This window comes from Akkermansia massiliensis, from assembly GCF_023516715.1.
GTDB classification, from domain to species: Bacteria; Verrucomicrobiota; Verrucomicrobiia; order Verrucomicrobiales; family Akkermansiaceae; genus Akkermansia; species Akkermansia massiliensis.
The window spans coordinates 1,192,806-1,213,085 of the sequence record NZ_JAMGSI010000002.1; the positions used below are offsets into that span (position 1 = coordinate 1,192,806).

At 58.8% G+C, this 20,280-nt stretch carries 19 protein-coding genes; 13 read left to right on the plus strand and 6 right to left on the minus strand.

The genetic code is table 11. From position 1 onward, the window contains the following. The first annotated feature begins 20 nt into the window (after nt 1-20). Together M8N44_RS12700 and M8N44_RS12705 are read left to right on the plus strand one after the other, a co-directional pair. On the plus strand, nt 21-389 hold the full coding sequence (locus M8N44_RS12700; protein WP_022396535.1) for a hypothetical protein: 369 nt from the start codon (nt 21-23) through the stop codon (nt 387-389). Between the two features lie 370 nt (nt 390-759). Then, on the plus strand, nt 760-3,729 hold the full coding sequence (locus M8N44_RS12705) for a glycoside hydrolase family 84 protein (RefSeq protein ID WP_180972884.1): 2,970 nt from the start codon (nt 760-762) through the stop codon (nt 3,727-3,729). Nucleotides 3,730-3,832: 103 nt separating this feature from the next. Here the strand turns inward: M8N44_RS12705 and M8N44_RS12710 are convergent, their stop codons facing one another. Continuing rightward, nucleotides 3,833-4,594, minus strand: coding sequence for a hypothetical protein (locus tag M8N44_RS12710; RefSeq protein ID WP_102721938.1), 762 nt, complete (start codon nt 4,592-4,594; stop codon nt 3,833-3,835). 127 nt (nt 4,595-4,721) lie between these two features. On the opposite strand from M8N44_RS12710, the gene M8N44_RS12715 reads away from it, so the two are divergent. The 3 genes from M8N44_RS12715 to M8N44_RS12725 are packed head-to-tail and all read left to right on the plus strand — an operon-like array spanning nt 4,722 to nt 7,341. After that, nucleotides 4,722-5,768 carry an ABC transporter substrate-binding protein gene (locus M8N44_RS12715; RefSeq protein ID WP_102721937.1) on the plus strand — a complete coding sequence of 349 codons (1,047 nt, stop codon included), beginning with the start codon at nt 4,722-4,724 and terminating at the stop codon, nt 5,766-5,768. Beyond that, on the plus strand, nt 5,765-6,553 hold the full coding sequence (locus M8N44_RS12720) for an ABC transporter ATP-binding protein (RefSeq protein ID WP_102721936.1): 789 nt from the start codon (nt 5,765-5,767) through the stop codon (nt 6,551-6,553). The genes M8N44_RS12715 and M8N44_RS12720 overlap by 4 nt, the downstream gene beginning before the upstream one ends. Then, the gene (locus M8N44_RS12725) at nt 6,550-7,341 is read left to right on the plus strand and encodes an ABC transporter permease (protein ID WP_022396540.1); all 792 of its coding nucleotides are present in this window, start codon (nt 6,550-6,552) and stop codon (nt 7,339-7,341) included. Before M8N44_RS12720 ends, M8N44_RS12725 begins: the two co-directional genes overlap by 4 nt. A 56-nt stretch (nt 7,342-7,397) precedes the next feature. Here M8N44_RS12725 and lpxD read toward each other — a convergent pair whose 3' ends face one another. Further along, the gene (gene lpxD / locus M8N44_RS12730) at nt 7,398-8,435 is read right to left on the minus strand and encodes a UDP-3-O-(3-hydroxymyristoyl)glucosamine N-acyltransferase (RefSeq protein WP_102721935.1); all 1,038 of its coding nucleotides are present in this window, start codon (nt 8,433-8,435) and stop codon (nt 7,398-7,400) included. A gap of 39 nt (nt 8,436-8,474) precedes the next feature. Further along, nucleotides 8,475-9,071, minus strand: a complete 597-nt coding sequence (locus M8N44_RS12735) for an OmpH/Skp family outer membrane protein (protein WP_022396542.1) — start codon at nt 9,069-9,071, stop codon at nt 8,475-8,477. A 149-nt stretch (nt 9,072-9,220) separates the two neighbouring features. Here M8N44_RS12735 and panC point away from each other — a divergent pair, with 149 nt between their 5' ends. After that, a complete protein-coding gene (gene panC, locus M8N44_RS12740; protein WP_102721933.1) occupies nt 9,221-10,066 on the plus strand; it encodes a pantoate--beta-alanine ligase in 846 nt (281 codons plus the stop codon). 29 nt (nt 10,067-10,095) lie between these two features. Beyond that, the gene (locus M8N44_RS12745; protein WP_022396544.1) at nt 10,096-10,749 is read left to right on the plus strand and encodes an ABC transporter ATP-binding protein; all 654 of its coding nucleotides are present in this window, start codon (nt 10,096-10,098) and stop codon (nt 10,747-10,749) included. A gap of 35 nt (nt 10,750-10,784) precedes the next feature. Here M8N44_RS12745 and M8N44_RS12750 read toward each other — a convergent pair whose 3' ends face one another. After that, nucleotides 10,785-11,771: a M28 family peptidase gene (locus M8N44_RS12750; RefSeq protein WP_102721932.1), complete on the minus strand. Its 987-nt coding sequence runs from the start codon at nt 11,769-11,771 to the stop codon at nt 10,785-10,787. Nucleotides 11,772-11,943: 172 nt separating this feature from the next. Further along, nucleotides 11,944-12,552, minus strand: coding sequence for a hypothetical protein (locus M8N44_RS12755; protein WP_146021129.1), 609 nt, complete (start codon nt 12,550-12,552; stop codon nt 11,944-11,946). Nucleotides 12,553-12,945: 393 nt separating this feature from the next. On the opposite strand from M8N44_RS12755, the gene cdaA reads away from it, so the two are divergent. The 4 genes from cdaA (at nt 12,946) to M8N44_RS12775 (ending at nt 16,880) form a co-directional block, all read left to right on the plus strand. Beyond that, entirely contained in the window at nt 12,946-13,737 is a 792-nt protein-coding gene (gene cdaA, locus M8N44_RS12760; RefSeq protein WP_022396547.1) for a diadenylate cyclase CdaA, read from the plus strand. Further along, nucleotides 13,715-13,867 carry a hypothetical protein gene (locus tag M8N44_RS12765; RefSeq protein ID WP_012419453.1) on the plus strand — a complete coding sequence of 51 codons (153 nt, stop codon included), beginning with the start codon at nt 13,715-13,717 and terminating at the stop codon, nt 13,865-13,867. Before cdaA ends, M8N44_RS12765 begins: the two co-directional genes overlap by 23 nt. 12 nt (nt 13,868-13,879) lie before the next feature. Beyond that, nucleotides 13,880-14,521 (plus strand): dethiobiotin synthase, encoded by a 642-nt coding sequence (bioD, locus tag M8N44_RS12770; RefSeq protein ID WP_102728451.1) that lies wholly within the window; start codon nt 13,880-13,882, stop codon nt 14,519-14,521. 190 nt (nt 14,522-14,711) lie between these two features. Then, on the plus strand, nt 14,712-16,880 hold the full coding sequence (locus tag M8N44_RS12775) for a family 20 glycosylhydrolase (protein ID WP_102728452.1): 2,169 nt from the start codon (nt 14,712-14,714) through the stop codon (nt 16,878-16,880). A gap of 18 nt (nt 16,881-16,898) precedes the next feature. Here the strand turns inward: M8N44_RS12775 and M8N44_RS12780 are convergent, their stop codons facing one another. Next, nucleotides 16,899-18,278: an alkaline phosphatase family protein gene (locus tag M8N44_RS12780; RefSeq protein ID WP_249853118.1), complete on the minus strand. Its 1,380-nt coding sequence runs from the start codon at nt 18,276-18,278 to the stop codon at nt 16,899-16,901. 53 nt (nt 18,279-18,331) lie between these two features. Between M8N44_RS12780 and rph the strand changes: the two genes are divergently transcribed. Then, complete coding sequence (gene rph / locus M8N44_RS12785) at nt 18,332-19,150, plus strand: ribonuclease PH (RefSeq protein ID WP_102726619.1); 819 nt, start codon at nt 18,332-18,334, stop codon at nt 19,148-19,150. A gap of 191 nt (nt 19,151-19,341) precedes the next feature. Beyond that, nucleotides 19,342-20,100, plus strand: a complete 759-nt coding sequence (locus M8N44_RS12790) for a type II secretion system protein (RefSeq protein ID WP_022396552.1) — start codon at nt 19,342-19,344, stop codon at nt 20,098-20,100. Nucleotides 20,101-20,280: the final 180 nt, after the last annotated feature.

Consider the following 20,280-nt stretch of genomic DNA (forward strand, 5'->3'; position numbering starts at 1 on the left):
TTTCTTATCTATCCAATAGGATGAAACCCTTGCTACCCCTGTTATTGATTGCGTTGTTTCCTGGCCTGTGCGCCGCTGCCAAAACCGCAGAGCCGGCCATGCCCGAGCGGCTGGAAAAAAGAGAAGCGGCCACCCGCATTACCTATCAGGGCGGAGACGGCTCCAGCTTTGAGAAGGCCGTCGTGATTGCCGGAGCGAAAAGTTCGATGGATGGCGTTCCTGCCGAACGGAAATGGCTCAAGAAGAAGTACGGAAATTACGAAAAGCTCAAGCAGGCGCTCGTCAAGGAAGGAGGCAAGTATTATGACCTGGTCACGATCAGGACGAAAAAAGGCAAGGAGCTGGTCGTCTATTTCGATATTTCCGGATTCTTCAATCGTGAAGAATAGGGGAGGCCGTTCTTTTGCAACTCTTGATGGCGTGCCGTCCCCGGCTGTCTGCCCGGTCGTTCCCGTGTTTTAGCACATTCCCGCTTTTCCCGTCCCGGGAGCTGCTCCTCCAGCGGCGGCCGTCGCGATGTGGAACCGGGCATGAAGGAGGGAAACGGAGAGCCGGGTTGGGAATCCGGCGGTGTTTGCGGGAACAACCGGATTCCTGAATGACTTATCCCCGGAAGAGGCAACTTCCCGAATGGGGCGAAGTAATTTGACATACGGGGAGCGCCCTGTTAGAAGTGGGGCGATTGGTCCGTAGTTTCGTGGACTTGTCCTGTACAGGCTTTTTACTTTTGCACATATGAACTTGATTTCCTTCCGATCCATGATGGCGGTTACGGCGCTGGGAGCCGGCCTTGCCCTTCCGGTGTTCGCCCAGTCCTCTTCTCCGGCCTCTTCCTCCGCGCCTGCGGCCTCCCGCGCCAAAAAAACGGCCAAGATGCCGGTGTATCCCATCCCGCAGAAGATGACCAGGAGCGGCGGTTCCGTGACGGTTCCGGCCCTGAAGCTGTCGGGAGCGCGGGACGAACCTACCGTGAATGCGCTGAAGAGCATGTTTTCCATCGCTCCGAACGGGCTGCCCGTGCAGATGTCCATCATCAAGGGAAGCAAAAAGGCCGCCGGGAATGTTCCGCAGAAGGCCGGGGCTTATTCCCTGAGCGTCACGCAGCAGGGCATCCGGATGACGGGCTATGACGACGAAGGCCTGTTTTACGCGGCCCAGACGCTGCTTCAACTGGCGGAGAAGACTCCTTCCGGCGTAACGGTGCCTGTGGTGGAGGTTCTGGACTGGCCGGACGTTCCCTTCCGCGGCACCATTGAAGGCTTTTACGGCCTGCCCTGGGGGCAGGAAGGACGCATCAGCCAGTTCAAGTTTTACGGGAAGTACAAGATGAATACTTACATCTACGGCCCGAAGGACGACGTGTTCCACGGTTTTTCCAAGCGTTGGCGCGAGCCGTATCCCGCGGACATGGCGAAGGACCTGAAAGAGCTGGTGAAGGTCGCGAAGCAGAACAAGGTGAATTTTGTCTGGGCGGTGCACCCCGGAGCGGACATTCACTGGGGGGAGGCGGACCGGAAAGCCGCCGTGAAGAAGTTTGAGATGATGTATGACCTGGGGTTCCGCTCCTTTGCCGTGTTTTTTGACGACATCGGCGGGGAGGGCGCCAAACCGGAAGGCCAGGTGGAGTTCCTGAATTACCTGAACAAGGAGTTTATCCACAAGAAGCCAGACGTGACTCCGCTGATCGTGTGCCCCACGGCGTATTCCGGCGGAGGTGGCCGCTACCACGAGGTGATGGGGGAACATCTGGACAAGGACATCGGCATCATGTGGACCGGGTCCAGCATCGTGAGCGATATCCGGACCCCGGCCTTGAAGGGGATCAACAAGTATTTGCAGCGGCCGGCGTTCATCTGGTGGAATTTCCCGGTGACGGATTACGTGCGCCACGCCCTGTTCCTGGGGCGCACCTATGGCGTGGATGCGGACGCGATGCCGTTCATGCAGGGGTTTGCTTCCAATCCGATGGACAAGCCGGAGGCCTCCAAGATTTCCCTGTTCAGCGTGGCTAACATGACCTGGAATGCCAAGGCCTATGATTCCGACAAGACATGGAAGGACAGCATCCGGATTTTGTTCCCCGGCTGTGCCTCCGCCATGCAGACGTTTGCCGACCATAACAGCGACGGGGGGCCCAGCGGGCACAATTACCGCAAGGAGGAGTCCGTAGAGATTGCCCCCGTGGTGGAGCAGGTGCTGGAATTGTGCCGCCGCGGCGCCAAGGTGTCTGAAAGCAAGGCGTTTGACCGCCTGAAGGCCGAGTTTGCGAAGATGGCCCAGGCTCCGGACATGATCCGGGCGAAATCGAACAATCCCGCTTTCGTCGCAGAGGTAGAGCCGTGGCTCATCCAGTTCGAGTCCCTGGGCAAAGCTGGAATGAACAGCATGCAGATGATTGAGGCCACGGAGGCGGGAAATGCCTCCGGAGCGCTGAATTACGCCATGGAGGCCGCCTGCCTGCTTGCCGAGATGCAGCGTTACAGCAAGGAGATCAGCAAGGCCATCAACAAGCACGTGACGGAGGTGACCAAGAAAAATTCCCCGTGGCAGACCGCCGTCAAGCCGTCCGAACTGGTGATGGCCCCTGCCGTGCGGGAGCTGCTGGACATGGGGTCCACCCCCGTGCTTTCCCGTGTGAGCGGACAGGCCGTTGGCCGTGTGAAGCCTTATGTTTCCACCAAGTCCAAGGGAGGGATCGAGAAGATGCTGGATGACGATCCCGAGTCCTTCTATTATTGCAAGGAGGTCCAGAAGAAGGGCGACTTTTTCGGCGTGGACCTGGGCGCTCCGCGGGAGATACGCACCGTTTCCATCGTGATGGGCCGCAATGATTCCGATACGGATGCCGTGAACAAGGGCCAGCTTGAGGTATCCATGGACGGGCAGTCCTGGTCGCCCCTGATGCCGGAGTCCAGCGGGCTTCGCGTGGAGTACCAGGGAAATGGCAAGAAGGGCCGTTTTGTACGCTACCGTGCTACGGCGCAGGGTGTTCCGGGCGGGAAGTCCGACGTGTGGACGGCCATCCGGGATTTCAAGGTGAATGCCCCCGCCGCTCCTTCCGTGCTGACGGACGCTCCGGCGTTCAAGACTGCTGTGGTTGAAGCCGGGGACAAGGATATTTCCCTGAAGCGCATCATGGAGGTGCATCCCCTGCCGCCGAAGAAGTCCCTGGGGCTTCAAATTCCGGCGGGAGCATCCGTGGAGTCCGCCTCCGTCAATTTGAAGACGCCGGACATGAAGTGGGCCAAATTGTACATTTCCATGGACGGAAAGTCCTGGACGGAGGTTCCGTTGAAGGCGGACGGTTCTGCGGAGATTGGCGGCGTGATCAAAGGCATCAGGCTGTTGAACGCCGGATCCTCCCCACAGGAGGTGACCCTGGAAGAGTTCAAGCTGAATCTTGCCAACAAGGGAGGAAAGTCTGCCGACAACGGAGCCGCCGGGGATTTCAACCTGGCTACGTTCCTCCCGGTGGAGCTGTCTCCGGAGAAGGTGGAGATTCCCTGTGATTCCCCCCGTGCGAATTCCGCCATTGTCCTGTCCGACGGTAAGGAAGCTTCCGTGCTGGCCTGCGGGGCCGACGGACGGTGGGTTCCCGTGGGCAATTTGGCCAAGGGCAGGAAGGTGAATACGTTCAGCCTGAAGTCCGTCAAGAAGCCGGTGAAGGCCCTTGGCCTGACCGGGAAGAAGGGAAGCTCCGTGAATATTTTTGAAGTGATCTGGAAGTAACGGGTTCCGCCGGGGGCTGCCGCATGCGGCAGTCTTCCGCGGGGCGATGCCCGTTGACCCTGGGGCGGCTGTTTCCTCCATGGAATGGCCGCCCCGGCTTTTTTCAGTTCCTGGTTTGCCGGGAGGCGCGTTTTTCCGCCAGGTGCATGCAGCCGAGGACGAGGGCGATGATGACCAGCGGACCCAGGATGTCCGCATACCCCACCATGCCCGTGTTCACAGGGGCCACGCAGAGCAGAAACCACCAGCCCAGGGCCAGCAGGCGGAGCAGGGGCGGAGCTCCGTTGCCGGAGAGGAAGACGTAGATGACGAGGGCCCATAGCTGCGGGAAACGGGGCAGCGTGACCAGCCATTCCCGGTGGTCCCCGCCGGGCCAGACAAGCGTGCCGTAGGGGCCGGCTGCGGGGAGGTCGCCCCACATGGCTCCCGCGGGAAGCGCCAGGTTCATCAGCAGGTTCAGGAGCAGTCCCGCATAAACGGCGATCATCAGGGCCCTCCATTGGGCGCCCGTACGCACCGCCAGGAACAGGAAAGCGGGCACCAGCAGGAAAGGCGTCAGTTCCAGCGCTCCCATCCAGGCGGGGAGGACGGTGCCTATTTCAGCGTAGCGGTCCGCGCCCTGCGGAACGGCGGAAAGAAGAGCCCAGTACAGGAGCATCAGGAGAATGCAGCGGTACCTGGCGCCCCGGCCCACCGGGCGTTCCTCATCCGGAGGAAGGCCCAGCCATGCTCCGGAATGGGGCTGGTTGGAGGGGTACTGCATGGCGGGTTGGGAATGGAGCCTTTTGTAACGGGAATAGGCGGCTTTGTCAATAAAGCCCGGTTCAGGTCCGGAACCGGGATTGTTTTTCAACAAAATGGGCATTCCTGCTGTCCACATTGTGACAAAGTTGTTGCCATCGGATTCTTGCCGCGGGCGGCTTCTTCTGCTAGTCGGTGCCTGAAAGGGCGCGGAAAAATGGCTGTGCCCCAGTAACTCATTCCTTTTGATTATGTCCCATTCCAGATTCCTGACGATTTTACCGGCCCTGTTTTTCTGCCTGCTGGCTGTTTCCTGCGGAAAGAAGGAGAAGGATGATCCGAACGTCATTGAATTGAACTTCGGCCATTTTCCCAACGTGACGCATGTGCAGGGCCTGGTGGCACACCATTTTTCCCGGCAGGGGAAGGGGTGGTTTGAGGAACGGCTCAAGGAGGCCACCGGAAAGGACGTCAGGATCAACTGGTACGTGTACAATGCGGGGCCCAGCGCCATGGAGGCCGTGTTTGCCCGCTCCATTGAACTGGCTTACGTGGGACCAAGCCCGGCCATCAATGCGTTTGTGCGTTCCCGCGGGGATGATATCAGGATGATTGCCGGGGCCGTGGAAGGAGGCGCCGCCCTGGTGGTTCCGGAGGATTCCACCCTGAAGGAGCCTGCTGATTTCCGCGGCAAAGTGATCGCCACTCCCCAGCTGGGGAATACGCAGGATGTTTCCGCCCGCGCCTGGTTTTCCCGCGGCGGCCTGCACGTGACGCAGCGCGGCGGGGACGTGACGATTCTGCCCACCCCCAATCCGGAGCAGCTCAGCCTGTTCCGGCAGGGCAAGCTGGACGGCGTGTGGACGGTGGAGCCGTGGGTGAGCCGCCTGGTGATGACGGCGGGGGGAAAGGTGCTGGTGGACGAGAAGGAGTCCATCGCCACCGTGCTGGTATGCGGAGCGGATTTCCTCAAGGAGAAGCCGGAGGTGGCGAAGGCCCTGGTGCAGGCGCATGAAGAGCTGAATGAATGGATAAGGCAGCATCCGGAGGAGGCCCGGGCGATCGTGGTCAAGGAACTGGAGGAGCTGACCCATTCCAGGATAGACCCGGCGTTGATTGCGGAGGCCTGGAAGAGCATCGTCATGAAGGACAGGATTTCCATTCCCAAGCTCCAGCAGTTTGTGCGGGACGCCCATGAGGCCGGTTTCATGAAAGAGGTTCCGGACGTGGGCGGCCTGGTGGTGCCGGAGGCGGCGGAGGAACAGTTGACCATGGTGAAGGAGGCTGCCGGAAGATGATTGTGGGTGAAGAACATTGCGGCCCCGGAGGGTGCAAGCTCCGCATTGCCGGAGTGAGCAAGGTGTTTGACGGGCGGCGCGGAAAGGTGGTGGCGCTGGAGGGCATCAATTTGAATATCAGGGGCGGCGAGTTCGTCTGCCTGGTGGGGGCCAGCGGCTGCGGAAAGACTTCCCTGCTGAATATCATCGCCGGGCTGGAATTTCCCACTTCCGGGGTGGTTGAGCTGGACGGGGTTCCCGTGACGGGGCCCGGACGGGACCGCACCGTGATGTTCCAGGAGTCCGCCCTGTTTCCGTGGCTGGACGTGATGGGGAACGTAATGTTCGGCCTGAAGCTGACGCCCGGCCTGACGCGGGGGGACCGGCTCGCCATTGCGGAGAAGAATCTGGAGCTGGTAGGGCTGAAGGAATGCGCGCATTCCCATATTCATGAACTTTCCGGTGGGATGAAGCAGCGCGTGGCGCTTGCCCGCGCCCTGGCTACCAGCCCCCGCATCCTGCTGATGGACGAACCTTTTGCCGCCCTGGACGCCATGACCCGCGAACAGCTTTACCAGGATATTCAGGATATCCATTTCCGTTGCGGCATGACGATCATTTTCGTCACGCACAATATGCGCGAGGCCGTGTGCCTGGGGGACCGCGTGGTGCTGTTTACTCCGCATCCGGGCCGGGTCTGTGAGGAGTATTTCGTGGACCTCCCCCATCCCAGGGATATCAACAGCCGCGATCTGGCGCAGTTGTCATCCCGCATCACCCGTGATTTGAAAGGAGCCATGGCATGAACAGGAACAAATGGTCCAAGTGGGGAGCCCATGCCTGCTCGCTCGTGTTTTTCATTCTCGTGATCTGGTTGTGGCAGTATTTGAGCGACCAGAAGGTCTGGAAGCCCTATTTGTTTCCCTCTCCGCTGGAGGTGTGGGAGTATTTATGCTCCTCCTTCCTGGACGGATCTCTGGAGGAAGCTTCATGGATTACTGTGAAGAGGCTGGTGATGGGGTATGGAATAGGCCTGGTGATGGGGATTCCCCTGGGCATGCTGTGTTCCCGCTTCCAGCTCATGCAGAATACCCTGGGCCTCGTTTCCCTGGGGTTCCAGGCCCTCCCGAGCGTATGCTGGGTTCCGCTGGCTACCCTGTGGTTCGGCCAGACGGAGGGGGCCATGCTGTTCGTGGTGATCATGGGGACGCTGTGGTCCGTGATTCTGGCGACGGCCAACGGCATGAGGAACGTTCCGCCCATTTATGCCCGCGCAGCGCGCACCATGGGCGCTGGTCCCATTTATTGCCTGATTCACGTGACGTTGCCTGCCTCCGCCCCGTTTGTGGTGAGCGGGATGAAGCAGGGCTGGGCCTTTGCGTGGCGTTCCCTGATGGCGGCGGAAATTTTCGTTCCCATCCTGACCGGCTTCGGCCTGGGCCAGCTTCTGCACTTTGGCCGGGAGTTGAACGCGATGAACCAGGTGGTGGGCATCATGTTCGTGATCGTGGTGATCGGCCTGCTGTCTGACAAGATTCTGTTTTCCCCGCTGGAACGGTTCCTGCACCGCCGCTGGGGGACGGGGCAGGCCTGAGGGCTGCGCCTTGCAGACACAGATGAGCTGGTTGCGTCCGGCGAGGGGAAAGCCCGTTACTTGCCGGGGGATTCCAGGTTCCTTTTAAGAGCGTGGACTTCCTTGATGAGGGCCGGGAGCTTTTTGAGCGCGGCGTACTGGCGGCTGGCGTCCTTGAACGGAGATGCCGGGAAACCCCAGTAGGCGACGTTTTCCGGGATGTCCGAGATGACTCCCGTTTTGGCTCCCAGAACGGATTTCGAGCCGATTTTAAGGTGTCCGGAGATGCCGACCTGGGCGGCGATGGTTGCATAGTCGCCGACTTGGGTGCTGCCGGCGATTCCGGATTGGGCGACAATCACGCAATGCTTGCCGACGACGACGTTGTGGCCGAGCTGGATGAGGTTGTCTATCTTGGTGCCTTCCCCCACGATGGTGCGGCCGAACCTGGCACGGTCAATGGTGGTGTTGGCTCCTACGTCCACGTCGTCCCCCAGCTCCACGATGCCCACCTGGTCAATGCCCACGTAACGGCCGTTGTCTCCCATCAGGAAGCCGAAGCCGTCGGAACCGATGACGGCCCCCGGCTGGATGGTCACCCGGCTGCCGAGCTTGCAGCGTTCCCGGATGATGACATGGGCGTGCAGGCGGCAGTTTTCCCCTATCGTGACGCCGTCCCCGATGTCGCAGCCGTTGCCGATGTCCGTGCCGTCGCCAATTACGCAATGGGCGCCGATGCAGGTATAGGCGCCCACATGGATTTTGTCCGGATTGAAGGTGGCCGTGGGGTCGATAATGGCTGTGGGATGGATGCCGGGCGTGAACCGGTAGGCGGAAGCCATGAAGTATTTCACCAGGGCGTTGAATGCCATGGAAGGATTGTCCACTTCCACAAAGGCGACGTTTTCCGGGTACGCGGGCAGGGCCGGAGGCACCAGGACGATTCCGGCAGAGGTGTGAAGAAAGTCTTCGAAGTATTTCTCGTTGCCGAGGAAGGAGGCTTCCTCATGAGATGCGTCGAGAAGGGAAGCGACCCCGAACACAGTCAGTTCGGGGTCGCCAGAAAGGATTTTCCCTCCGGTGAGGGCGGCCACGGCTTCAAGTGTAAGCTTCATGGGAGTATGATTCCGCCTTCCCGGGGGTAATGTCAAGGGTTAGTTGGCCGGAGCCGCGGGAGCGGCAGGAACGGCCGGGGTCTTTTTCTTGGTGGGGTCAAAGCCCTTGGGAGCGTCCTTGTTGAGTTCCTTCATCACGGAGGGGGTGATGTCCATGCTGGGCTTCGTGTACACGAAGACCTGGTTGGAACGGAGAGCCTGGGCGCTCTTGTCCAGAATGAGGTCATAGTTGCCCTTGGTGGCGATGCCTTCCGTGATCTTGGTGATTTCACCCATGATCTTGGTGGAGCGCACCTTCATCTGTTCCTGAAGGGACTTGAGCTGGCGTTCCACGAAGCCGCGGCGTTCCTGTTCCAGCGCGATGACTTCCTGACGCTTGATCTGGGCTTTCTGTTCCAGCTCCTTCTTGTCCTTTTCATTCAGCATGGGATCCTGAAGCTGTTTGACCATGTCGTTGAAGTCGGCTTCCATCTTCTTGATGGTTTCCGCGCGGGTGTTGTTGGTTTCCTGCACGGTCTGGGCAGCCTTGTCTACTTCTGCCTGGGCTTCATGGGTCTTATAGTAGTCGGCGAAGAGTTTCTGCACGTCCACCGTTGCTACTTTAAGTTCGGCGTTGGCAGTGGCGCTTAATGCCATTGCAGCTGATACACATAATGCTGTTTTGAAGAATCTCATAATTTTTAGCGTCTTCTGACTTTGCCAGTTTACATGTGGAACGGCATGCGTCAACCTTCTAGCTATATTTCAGGATTGAACTTTTGTCATCATGGGGCCACTTTAGGCGCATGCAAACATTTTCCACCAAGGCCCAGTTGAAGGCGGCCCTTCTCAAGCATCACCGCAAGCATGACCACGTGGTTCTCGTTCCCACGATGGGAGCGCTTCACGACGGGCACCGCGCCCTGCTGGAACAGGCCCGCAAGCTGGCGGGAGAAGACGGCGTGGTGGTGGCCAGCATTTTCGTCAATCCCATCCAGTTCAACAATTCCTCCGACCTCCAGACCTATCCCCGCACCCCTGAAAAGGATTTGGAGGTGTGCGAGGGAGCGGGCGTGGATTACGTGTTTTCCCCCTCCCCGGAGGAGATGTATTCCGGGGAGCGCAGCATTACCGTGGAGGAGAGCTTTTTATCCGCTACGCTGTGCGGGGCGTCCCGCCCCGGACATTTTTCCGGCGTCTGCACGGTGCTTGCCAAGTTGTTCAACCTGGTGCAGCCCACGGACGCCATTTTCGGCAAGAAGGATTACCAGCAGCTGGCGATTATCCGCCGCATGGTGCGTGACCTGGATTTCCCGGTGCACATCCACGGGGCGGAGATTGTGAGGCATGGGAACGGCCTGGCCTATTCCTCCCGGAACGCCCGGCTGACGGCGGAACAGAAAGAGCAGGCCGTGGTGATACGGAAGGCCATGCTTCAGGCCAGGGACGAGTTCCGGGCCGGAACGGATGTCCGGACGGTGAAGGAACATGCCGCCGCCATGATTGGGGCCGTGCCCGGCACGCGCATCGATTATCTGGAGATTGTGGATGCGGAGACGATGCAGCCGCTGGAGGAGAACCGGAATCCGGCCCTGATGGCCGCCGCCGTCTATTTTGGCGACGTGCGTCTTATTGACAATATAGAACTTTAATCCGGCACGGATTCCCTTATACTGCGCCCGTGATTACCGCCGCCAACCTCCACCGCAGCTATTCCATCGGCAAGAAATCCATTGAGATCCTGCACGGGGTGGACCTGCACATTGCCGCCGGGGAGAAGGTGTTCCTGTGCGGTCCCAGCGGAGCCGGCAAGACCACGCTGATGTACACGCTGGCCGGGCTGGAGACGCCCCAGGAGGGAAAGGTGACGATTGACGGCACGGATATTTACGCCTTGTCCGCTACGGCGCGGTCCGTGTTCCGGAACCGGAACATGGGATTCATTTTCCAGAATTACCTGCTGATGCCGGAGCTGACGGCGCTGGAAAACGCGTGCCTGGCTTCCTCCATAGGAAGGAGGCCGCGCGTGGAGTACGTGACGGAGCTGATGGCGCGCGTGGGCCTGTCCCACCGCCTGAACCATCTGCCCAGCGAGCTGAGCGGCGGGGAGCAGCAGCGCGTGGCGATCGCCCGCGCCCTGGCGAATGACGCCCCGATTATTTTTGCAGATGAACCTACCGGGAACCTGGACCGGAAGAACGGCGCGGAGGTGCTGGACCTTTTGTTCGGCCTGGCGGACGAATCCCGCAAGACGCTGGTAATCGTGACGCATGACGAACACCTGGCCCGCCGGGGGGACCGCATCATCACGATCATGGACGGGCAGGCGGTCTGAGGCCGTCCGGTCCTGCGAGTTTTTTATCTCTCCTTTTATTTGCCGTCCGCCGCCAAATGCAGGACGGCCTGGTGCACGCCCCGGACCACTTGGGCCATGCGGCGGTAGTCCAGCGTTTCCGGCAGGTCTCCGGGCTGATGGTAGTTCGGGTTCCGGAAGAAGGAAGTGTCCGTAATCATGACGGCGGGCAGGTCTTTGGCCCAGAAGTTGCGGTGGTCGGAGAAGTCCATGCACATGCCCTTGATTTCCGGCAGGTTCAGGCGGACGGTAGGCAGGAAGGACTGCATGTTTTTCTGGACTGTCCGCGCCAGCCTGACGCTGTCCCAGTTGCCGACGATGGCGATGAAGTCCCCCTTGTCCGGGTACAGGGCGCCCATGCCCGCGGCGGGGTAGGACTGGCTGTTTTCCCTGTCCGAGAAGTAGCCGATCATTTCCAGGCAGATCATGGCTTTCACGCCTATCTGCTCCGTATAAAGTTTTTGGGCGTGCTGCGCGCTGCCCATCTGTTCCGTGCCGAAGTAGGGCGGTTCCTCGTTGGCATACGCGATGAGTTCAATGGTGTCATGGGGGGAGATGCCCTTGAGCATGCGTCCCAGGGCCAGCAGTCCGGCTACGCCGCTGGCGTTGTCGTCCGCTCCGGGGGTGCTTCCGCAGGTGTCGTAATGAGCGCCGACGATGACCCTTTTGGCGGATTTGCCGGGGAAAACGGCGCTGACGTTGACGAAGGTGCGCTTGTCCGCCGTGAAAGGCTGGTACGTGACCGCGGCTCCCGATTCCGACAGGGACCGGGCGATGTATTGGACCGCCCTGGCCTGGTTCTTTTCATAACCCGCCGGGCGCGGGTGGCAGGTTTTGGCCAGGTAGAGGACGTCCTTTTTCAGTTCCTGCTCCAGCCCCGGGCGGACGGCAGCGGCGGGAGCGCCGCCGGCCGCGGGGGTGGTGCAGTGGGAAATGATGCAGCCCGTGGAGACGGTGAGGATGGCCAGGGCGGAAAACAGAGAGAGGTAAACCCGGAGTTTCATGCTCCCTTTATATCAATACGCATCAGGCGTGACAATTTCAATGTGGCAAAGCATATGTGCGGGTCATGGAAGCCTTTTCTTCCTAGTGGGCATCACTCTGAATGGGGGATTTCTGATGAACCATATATCCATGAGGAGGTGTCCGGCATTCAGAAGAGTCCGCCCTATATTCCTAGAGAATAGCGCATCCACTTTGTTTACCTTGGGATACGGATTTCGTTAATGCATTGGCATCATTTTTTTCCACCTTTTTTTCAATGAAAAGGTGATTGTTTTGTCCAAAGGAATAGCAATGGAAGTTGTCAAAATCGGTAAATTCCATAATTCCTGCCGTGTGGTCTTTCATGCCGCTATAAGGATTATATACAATATAATTTGTTCCTTCTTTCCCAATAAGGTTTTGAAAGGCTGTTCTTCCGTCCACCTTTCCATCGCTGGATGTGGTGATATGTGCAGCATACAAGATACCCTCTTGCTCAAACAGGGCCATGAAGCATCCGCTGAAGTCAAAGCTGACGGCGTATATTTTTTCTCCACGCGCATGTTGAATGGGATAGCAGGTTATTTCTTGTTCCGGTTTATGTACCACGATATTAATGCCTTGTGTATCTATGTCGTTGAAAGGTGGCGTAAGTTCGTCTTTTGCCAGATAAAAACCATAGCAACTGCATCCTGACGGGATGGGGAATGAAGATGTAGTTTGAAGTTTTTCTCCTATTTTTTCTTTCAATGCTGAAATTCCTTTTGCTTCTTGCCGGAGCAGATCAGGTAATGTTTTCATGAATAGTATTTATTTCTGTCGTATTTGATATGATCCGGTTTTTCGGATTCACTAGAACAAACCTGTGTCGAGCGGGAAATACTCACCGCATGTACGGTATATTTCGAAAACGCGGGTTTGTATGGTTATTGTATGTGGCTTTCCGGAAGTTTCCGTCTTCTCTTTTCCAAGCATGAGATATTATTTCTGAAAGCGCCTTGCGGGGTGCGGATTAACTGTTTCATATCCGGCTGTCCTCTATCGCATGCTTGCATGAGATAGACAAAATGGAAGTGCTGGGCGCTCCTGAATTTACGTCTGCCGCAGGCGGTATTGTTCTTCTGCCTCCAACGGCAACGTGGAAGGAGAGGATCGGTATTGCAATCATGCGGGTTGTTGTGTAGCTTGTTGCGCATGTGGGACTGGATTATGATCAAGGATGCGCTCCGGGCGATCGTTGAAATTTTCATCCTGTGGGTATTCCTGTACCAGATTTACCGCGCTTTCCATGCAACGCGCGGCGCGCGCATCATGGTGGGGCTGTTCGCCTGTTTCCTGGCCTTGGTGGTGCTGGCCTTTTTCTTCCAGTTGAACGTGATTTCATGGATCCTGACGCGCATTTTCGCCCCCGGCCTGGCGCTGGCGCTGGTGGTGATTTTCCAGCCGGAGCTGCGTGTGGGGCTGGCGAAGCTGGGCAGCCATCCGTTCTTCTCCTCCTTCGCCAAGCTTCAGCGGGTTGACTTTCTGGACAATTTCTGCAAGGCGGTGAGCAAGCTTTCCAACCAGCGGTTCGGCGCCCTGTTCGCCTTTGAACGTAGCATCAGCATGAAGCCCATTGAGGATTCCGGCGTGAAGCTGGACGCCATTTTTTCTCCGGAACTGGCTCTGACGATTTTCCATACCAAGACCGCCCTGCACGACGGAGGCGTGGTGATTTCCGGCGACCGCATTTCCGCGGCGGCCTGCGTGTTCCCGGTTTCCCAGAAGGAGATGAGCGACCGTACCCTGGGGCTGCGCCACCGGGCGGGCGTGGGCATGTCCGAGGAGAGCGACTGCGTGGTGGTGGTGGTGTCCGAGGAAACGGGGGCGATTGCCCTGGCCGTGGGCGGCAAGCTGGAGCGCAACCTGACGCCGGAACAGTTGAAGGGCCGCCTTGAAGAGCTATTGAATATTTCTCCTTCCAATGAAAAAACTGCTATTGCTTAACTGGCCGGCCAAGCTGTTCTGCCTGGTGCTGGCCGTGATCATCTGGTCTTTTATCAATCACTGGGTGACCACGAACGACGGCGTGCCCTCCCGTGGGCAGCTTGAGGAGATCAGAAGATCCCATCCCTGAAGATTTACCGTTATGAGGAATTTCATTGTTACCGGAACCGATACGGAAGTCGGTAAGACTTATGTGAGCTGCCTGATCGTCAAGGCCCTGAGAGAAGCGGGCATCAATGCCGCCGGGTTCAAGCCCGTGGCCTGCGGAGACAGGCAGGATGCCCGTCTTCTGCGCGAGGCAGGACCGGAGGGGCTGACGCTGGACGAGCTGAATCCCGTTTTCCTGAAGAACGCCACCTGCCCTTATGTGGCGGCCCGGCTGGAGAATACGCAGGTGGATGAAGGATCCATCCGCCGCGCCTATGACGCCCTGGCCGCCGCGCATGAATGCGTGCTGGTGGAAGGTGTGGGGGGATGGGAAGTCCCGATAGGCCCCGGCCGGAATTTCAGCGACGTGGCCGCGGATTTCAAGCTGCCCGTGCTGCTGGTGATCGGCAACAAGCTGGGGGCCATCAATCATGCCCTGCTGACGCTGAATGCGGTCAAGGCGCGCGGCCTGGAATGCCTGGGCATTGTGTTTAATAACGTGAAGGATGAATGGGATACGGCCTGCGTGACGAACAGGAGCATGGTGGAGGAGTTTTCCGACGCGCCCATTCTCGGCGAGCTGATCCATGGGCAGGATTCCATGGACATTGACGCCTTGATGGAACGCCTGCGCTGAGCACGGTAGCAGTTTGACGGATGGAAGAAGATGGGGGAAGAAGCTCTTTCCTCCCCGTTCGTTTCAGGGTGTGAACTGGCGGCGTAGAGGAACCGGCATGTAGTGTTAAAAGACCAGGGGAGAGGGACAGGTTTTCAGCTCCGGAAGTCCTGTTTTGACAGGAATTGAGACGGGAGGGCGTAAATAAGGAATGTTTTTGTCCAGAGTTTTCAGCATTCCTGTACGGTTTTTTATTGCCCTGCTGGTTTGTTTCCCGTGGGAGCTGCTGGCAGGGGAGGTGGTAACTGCGCCTGTGCCGGAGTTTTCCTCCCCTGCGCTGATTCCCTATCCTTCCAAAGTCGTCAGGGGTAAGGGTAGCACGCGTTTTAAAAGCGTTCATGTACATTTGGGCCGGGATGTTCCCCGCAGAGATGACCTGGTGAGGGAAATGAAGGATGTATTCAGGATATCCGGCATTCCGGCTGCCGTGAGCAAGGATGTTTTTGAGGAAGGTTCCCTGACATGGGAGTTAAGCCTGGACGCCGGAATTGAGGGAGAAGCGTATGTCCTGTCCGTCACGCCGGAAAAGACAACTGTCAGGGCAGGGGACTTTGGCGGTTTTTTCAATGCCCTGCAAACGCTGCGGCAGCTGGTTTCCAAAGAGAAGGAAGGTTTTTTCATGCCGTCCGTGCAGATCAGTGACGAACCCGCCTTCGCCCTGCGGGGTATGATGCTGGACGTGGGGCGCTATTACATGTCTCCCGCGTTTATCAAGGAGCTGATGCGCCGGGTTTCCCGCTACAAGATCAATACGCTGCATCTGCATTTGACGGATGATCCCGCGTGGAGGCTGGAGGTGAAGAAGTATCCGGCTTTGACAGACCGCGCTTTTCACTGGAAGTCACGGTTACCGGGCAAATTTTATACGCAGGAACAGTTGAAGGACCTGACGGATTATTGCGCCCGGCTGAATATCCAGGTGATTCCGGAGATCGACATGCCGGGGCACAGCCAGCCGTTCGCCAAGGCCATGAAGACCGGCATGCAGACGGAGAAGGGCATTTCCATACTGAAGGATGTCGTGGACGAGACCGTTGCCCTGTTTCCAGGAAGGTTTTTTCACATGGGGTCCGACGAGGTGCACATTACGATGAAGGATTTTATTCCGCGCATGGCGGAGTATATCCGCGGGAAGGGCAAGGAGGTGATCGTGTGGTCGCCGGGTGGCCCGCACGATAAGGATTCCGTGCTGATGTGCTGGGGCGAGAGCGAGGCCGGAGCCCGGATGGACAAGGGAATGAAGCGCATTGACAGCAATGGCTTTTACATTGACTGGGCTGATTCCCAGTCCGGCGTATACCAAGTGTTTTTCCAGCAGCCCTGCGAGGTGCCGCAGGGGGATGAGAAGGCGTTGGGAGCCATCATGCCCGTGTGGTGCGACGGGAACCTGAGCAGTGAGAAGAGGGTGCTGGAACAGTATCCCCTTTACCCCTGCGTACTGACGTTTGCGGAGCGCGTCTGGCGCGGGAGCGCCACCAAGCGGAAGGATTACATGGCGCAGCTCCCTCCCAGGGGAACGGCCGGATGGGCGGAGTTCCGGGAGTTTGAACAACGGCTGGCTTCCCACCGTGACCGGTTTTTCCGGGACGTTCCCTTTGCGTACGTGAAGCAGGCGGATATGGCCTGGAGCCTGATAGGGCCATTCGACCACCGGGGTAAGAATGACACGTCCTTTGAACCGGAGCGCAAGATTGCGCCTTTCTACCGGGACGGGGACAGGACGCTGGAGTGGAAGAAGACGCCTGTTTACGGTGGAGCCGTGCATATCAGGCACCTTTTTGCGATGTTCAATATGCACCGGAACCAGTACCGGCTGGACCACTGGCCCACGCTGATGTCGGGGGACGTGGGAAAGGGCAGCGGAACCTGCTATGCGCTGACTTCCATCCGCAGCCCGAAGGATCAGGAAGTGTGGCTGATGGTTGGCCTGAACGGCATGTGGGGGCATTCAGGCGGGTACCGCAGTGCCCGTGCTCCGGAGCAGGGGAGCTGGGATTTTTCCGGCGGGGACGTGTGGCTGAACGGAAAGCGCGTGAATCCGCCCAGGTGGCCGTTCAGGAGCCTGCCCTGGACGGATTGGGGAAAAGGCCGCATTGAAGAAGCCCCCCTGACCTGGGAGGGGTATTTCTTCCGTCCCCCCGTGAAGGTGAAGCTCCGCAAGGGATTGAACCGCGTACTGATACGCAGCGTGTTCGGCCACTGGAAGGGGGACAACGGGCAGAGAAGCTGGTTTTTCTGCTGTATTCCCGTCCTGTGGGATGGTGTCCATTACCGGGAGGTTCCGGGCCTGGAATATGATCCCCGCCCGGACGCCCGCTGACAGGCAGGCTTCCTGCCGTCACTCTTTTTCAAAGGCGGAGAGGATGGCCTCATGCACGTCCTGCGCGGAACGGATTTCCGGCAGGGATGCCGGGCCGATGAATACGGGCTGCTGGTTTGCGGGTACCCGGTCCCTGCCATGGGAGCCTTTCACCTGGTCTCCGTTGAGGGGAATGATTTTCATCAGTGCGCGGAAGCCCAGCTTTTTTTTCAGCAGGAAGGCGGCGGCGTGGAACATGGGGAAGGAGAGGGTCGGGTCAAAGAACATTTCCGCCGGATCGTAGCCGGGCTTGCGATGGATGTCTACGCAGCGGGCGAAGTCCGGGGCCCTGGCGTCGTCCAGCCAGTAGTAGTAGGTGAACCACGCATCCGGGGCCGCGACGGCAGTGAAGTCCGGCAGGCGTTCCTGCGCCGCAGGATTCAGGCCGGAGAAGTCCGTTTCCCTGGTTTCCTCCACTCCGGGGGTGGCGGCGAGCAGCGTTTTCACCTCTTCCTTCACGGAAGGGTCGTTGATGTAAATATGGGCTGTCTGATGGTCCGCCACAGCAAAGGCCCGGGAGGCGCCGCAGTCCAGCATTTCCGTACCCATTTCCGGTTTGACGGCGATCCAGCCCCGTTCACGGAAGAGGCGGTTGAGGGCAATGCTGCGGGAGACGTCGGAAATGCCGTATTCACTGAGGATAACGGGGGTGACGCCTTCCTGTTCCAGAAAGTCGACCAGGTCGCAGAGCAAACCGTCCATGGCTTCCGCCGCCCGGGCCGCCTGCATTGAGGAAGGGCCGAATTTCTGAAGGTCATAGTCCAGGTAGGGCAGGTAGATGAGGTTGAGGGCAGGGCGGTGTTTCCGTTCCACCCACCGGGCGGAGTCCGCTATCCATCGGGAGGACTGGATGCCGGCCATGGGGCCCCAGAAGGTGGGGAAGGGGAATTCCCCCAGGTCTTTTTTAATGGTCTCCCGGAGTTCCATGGGCTGGGTGTAGATGTCGAAGACCTTGCGGCCGTCCGCCGGGTACATGGGGCGCGGCGTGATGGTCCAGTCCGCCGTGGAGTACATGTTGTACCACCAGAAGAGCTTGGCGCAGGTGAAGCCGGGTCCGTACCGTTCCCGCAGCTTTTCCCAGAGGCGCGGTCCCTGCACCAGTTTGTTGGATTGCTTCCAGAACTGGATTTCACTCATGTTCCGGTTGTACCATCCGTTGCCGGGGATGGCGTGCTCCCGCGGGGAAAGCCCCGTCACATAAGTACTCTGCGCGGAGCAGGTGAGGGCCGGAAAGGCAGGGGGGAAGGAGGAAACGCGCCTCCCCTCCGCCCAGGCGGAGAGTCGCGGCATGTGTTCCATCATCTGGCGGGAAAGGGCCACCACGTCAATGACGGCCACACGGGTGCGAGGGAGTTTCATGGAAGGGATATTAGCGGTTTGATGCGGGAATTCCATCTTTCCATTTGAAAAAAATGGCGGCATCCGTCATGATTCCCCGCATGGAACGTCAGGATAAACGACTTGTGGACCAGTTGCGCCCGATCAGCTTTGAAACGGGGATTGCCCCGAATGCCACGGCCTCCGTGCTGGTGACCTTCGGCCGCACCAAGGTGATTTGCGCCGTTACGATTGAGGAGGATGTCCCCCGCTGGATGAAGGTTCAGCGTGTGGAGGGCGGCTGGCTGACGGCGGAGTATTCCATGCTCCCCTATTCCACGCTTGACCGCAAGCGGCGCGATATTACGGCAGGGAAGCTGGACGGACGTTCCAGCGAAATCCAGCGCCTGATAGGCCGCTCCCTGAGGGCTGCCGTGGACCTGGGCAAGATCGGGCAGCGCACGATCTGGGTGGACTGCGATGTTTTGCAGGCGGACGGGGGCACCCGGACCGCTTCCATCACCGGGGCTTCCGTGGCCCTGGCCATTGCCGTGAACAAGCTGGTGGCGCAAGGCAAGCTGGCGGAGTCTCCCATGAAGAGGCTGGTTTCCGCCGTTTCCGTGGGGATGCTGGGCGGGGAAGCCCTGCTGGACCTTTGCTATGTGGAGGACAAGGATGCGGAGGTGGATATGAACCTGGTGATGACGGACCGCGGTGAGTTTGTGGAAGTGCAGGGCTCCGGGGAGGAGGCCGTGTTTACGGCGGACCAGATGAGCCGGATGCTGGAACTGGGCCGCAAGGGCCTGGAAGAGATTGCCGGGCTTCAGCGCCAGGTGATCGCCGATGCGGACAAGCCGGACGCCGACGCGCTGGAAGGGCTGAGCGCCTTTTTCGGCAGCGGCAGGCAGGCATGAATTTCCCATGGCGCGGGATTGTTCCGGCTCCCGGCAAACGGGGGCCGCGGAGGAATCCCGGCGCCCTTCCAGGCCCAACATTTTTATGAGAATATGCTTGTCCTGACTGGGAAATCACGTTAATAGTAGAGACGAACATAGATAACCACGTACGGTTTTCTTAAACTGTAAACATTCCATCATATCCAACAATGAAAGTATCTTTTGCAACACGCCAGTTACGCAGGGGGTTCACCCTGATCGAACTTTTGGTTGTTATTGCCATTATCGCCCTGCTGGCTTCCGTGGCGTACGGTCCGATTCTGAACCAGATCAACAAGGGCGACCAGATGCAGGCCCTGACCAACATGAAGAACGTGGGTGTGGCGATGAACGAGTTCAAGTCCAACAGCAAGCTGGGCAACTTCCCCGATGACATCACCGCGGACCGCGTGGTGGCGCAGCACAATTACATGAGCGGCCTGGGCGCGCTCCAGGGGGATACCTCCAATGACTACTTCCGCCAGCTTCTGGGCAATGAGTCCGTTTCCGAAAGCAACTTCTACGCCAAGGTGCAGACTCCTTCCGGCGGTTCCACCGTTACTCCCGACGGTGAAATCTATGACGGCAAGGCCCTGACCCCCGGTGAAGTGGGCTTCTCCTACGTCATGCGCAAGGGTGACAATAACAAGAAGGTAGGCATTGGCAGCTCCGTGGGTGAATATCCCCTGATGGTTACTTCCGTGCTCCCCGGTGAAGACGGCAGCACCGTCGTGGCTGGCAACGCCGTCCGCTTTGACCCGGAAAGCTTCCGCGGCAAGGTTCTGATTTTCACGACCGCCCAGAGCGCCAAGACTCTGGAACTGGATGACAACGACAACCTTCAGGACACCTTCATTCCCAAGAGAAGGGGCAAGGATGTCAGTGACCAGTTCCTGATTCTCACGCCTGATTTCAGCGGCCAGGAATAAGTTTTTTCCGTTAGCATGATTTGCACAGGGCGCATCCTTAGGGATGCGTCCTTTTTCATGCCCCTTCACTGGAATCTGGAGCATTCCGAACCGCCGGTCCACACCGTATGACAGAAATGGCCGGCCCGGTAAAAAGAGGCAGCGGCCACGGTTGGTCCGGGAACAAGGAGTAAAAAACGT

What these genes read in the sequence shown, in the direction of transcription:
- M8N44_RS12700 (WP_022396535.1), top strand. Translation starts at nt 21, where the DNA reads ATGAAACCCTTGCTACCCCTGTTATTGATTGCGTTGTTTCCTGGCCTG.
- M8N44_RS12705 (WP_180972884.1), top strand. Translation starts at nt 760, where the DNA reads ATGATGGCGGTTACGGCGCTGGGAGCCGGCCTTGCCCTTCCGGTGTTC.
- M8N44_RS12710 (WP_102721938.1), bottom strand. Translation starts at nt 4,594, where the DNA reads ATGCCCATTTTGTTGAAAAACAATCCCGGTTCCGGACCTGAACCGGGC.
- M8N44_RS12715 (WP_102721937.1), top strand. Translation starts at nt 4,722, where the DNA reads ATGTCCCATTCCAGATTCCTGACGATTTTACCGGCCCTGTTTTTCTGC.
- M8N44_RS12720 (WP_102721936.1), top strand. Translation starts at nt 5,765, where the DNA reads ATGATTGTGGGTGAAGAACATTGCGGCCCCGGAGGGTGCAAGCTCCGC.
- M8N44_RS12725 (WP_022396540.1), top strand. Translation starts at nt 6,550, where the DNA reads ATGAACAGGAACAAATGGTCCAAGTGGGGAGCCCATGCCTGCTCGCTC.
- lpxD (WP_102721935.1), bottom strand. Translation starts at nt 8,435, where the DNA reads ATGAAGCTTACACTTGAAGCCGTGGCCGCCCTCACCGGAGGGAAAATC.
- M8N44_RS12735 (WP_022396542.1), bottom strand. Translation starts at nt 9,071, where the DNA reads ATGGCATTAAGCGCCACTGCCAACGCCGAACTTAAAGTAGCAACGGTG.
- panC (WP_102721933.1), top strand. Translation starts at nt 9,221, where the DNA reads ATGCAAACATTTTCCACCAAGGCCCAGTTGAAGGCGGCCCTTCTCAAG.
- M8N44_RS12750 (WP_102721932.1), bottom strand. Translation starts at nt 11,771, where the DNA reads ATGAAACTCCGGGTTTACCTCTCTCTGTTTTCCGCCCTGGCCATCCTC.
- M8N44_RS12755 (WP_146021129.1), bottom strand. Translation starts at nt 12,552, where the DNA reads ATGAAAACATTACCTGATCTGCTCCGGCAAGAAGCAAAAGGAATTTCA.
- cdaA (WP_022396547.1), top strand. Translation starts at nt 12,946, where the DNA reads ATGTGGGACTGGATTATGATCAAGGATGCGCTCCGGGCGATCGTTGAA.
- M8N44_RS12765 (WP_012419453.1), top strand. Translation starts at nt 13,715, where the DNA reads ATGAAAAAACTGCTATTGCTTAACTGGCCGGCCAAGCTGTTCTGCCTG.
- bioD (WP_102728451.1), top strand. Translation starts at nt 13,880, where the DNA reads ATGAGGAATTTCATTGTTACCGGAACCGATACGGAAGTCGGTAAGACT.
- M8N44_RS12775 (WP_102728452.1), top strand. Translation starts at nt 14,712, where the DNA reads ATGTTTTTGTCCAGAGTTTTCAGCATTCCTGTACGGTTTTTTATTGCC.
- M8N44_RS12780 (WP_249853118.1), bottom strand. Translation starts at nt 18,278, where the DNA reads ATGAAACTCCCTCGCACCCGTGTGGCCGTCATTGACGTGGTGGCCCTT.
- rph (WP_102726619.1), top strand. Translation starts at nt 18,332, where the DNA reads ATGGCGGCATCCGTCATGATTCCCCGCATGGAACGTCAGGATAAACGA.
- M8N44_RS12790 (WP_022396552.1), top strand. Translation starts at nt 19,342, where the DNA reads ATGAAAGTATCTTTTGCAACACGCCAGTTACGCAGGGGGTTCACCCTG.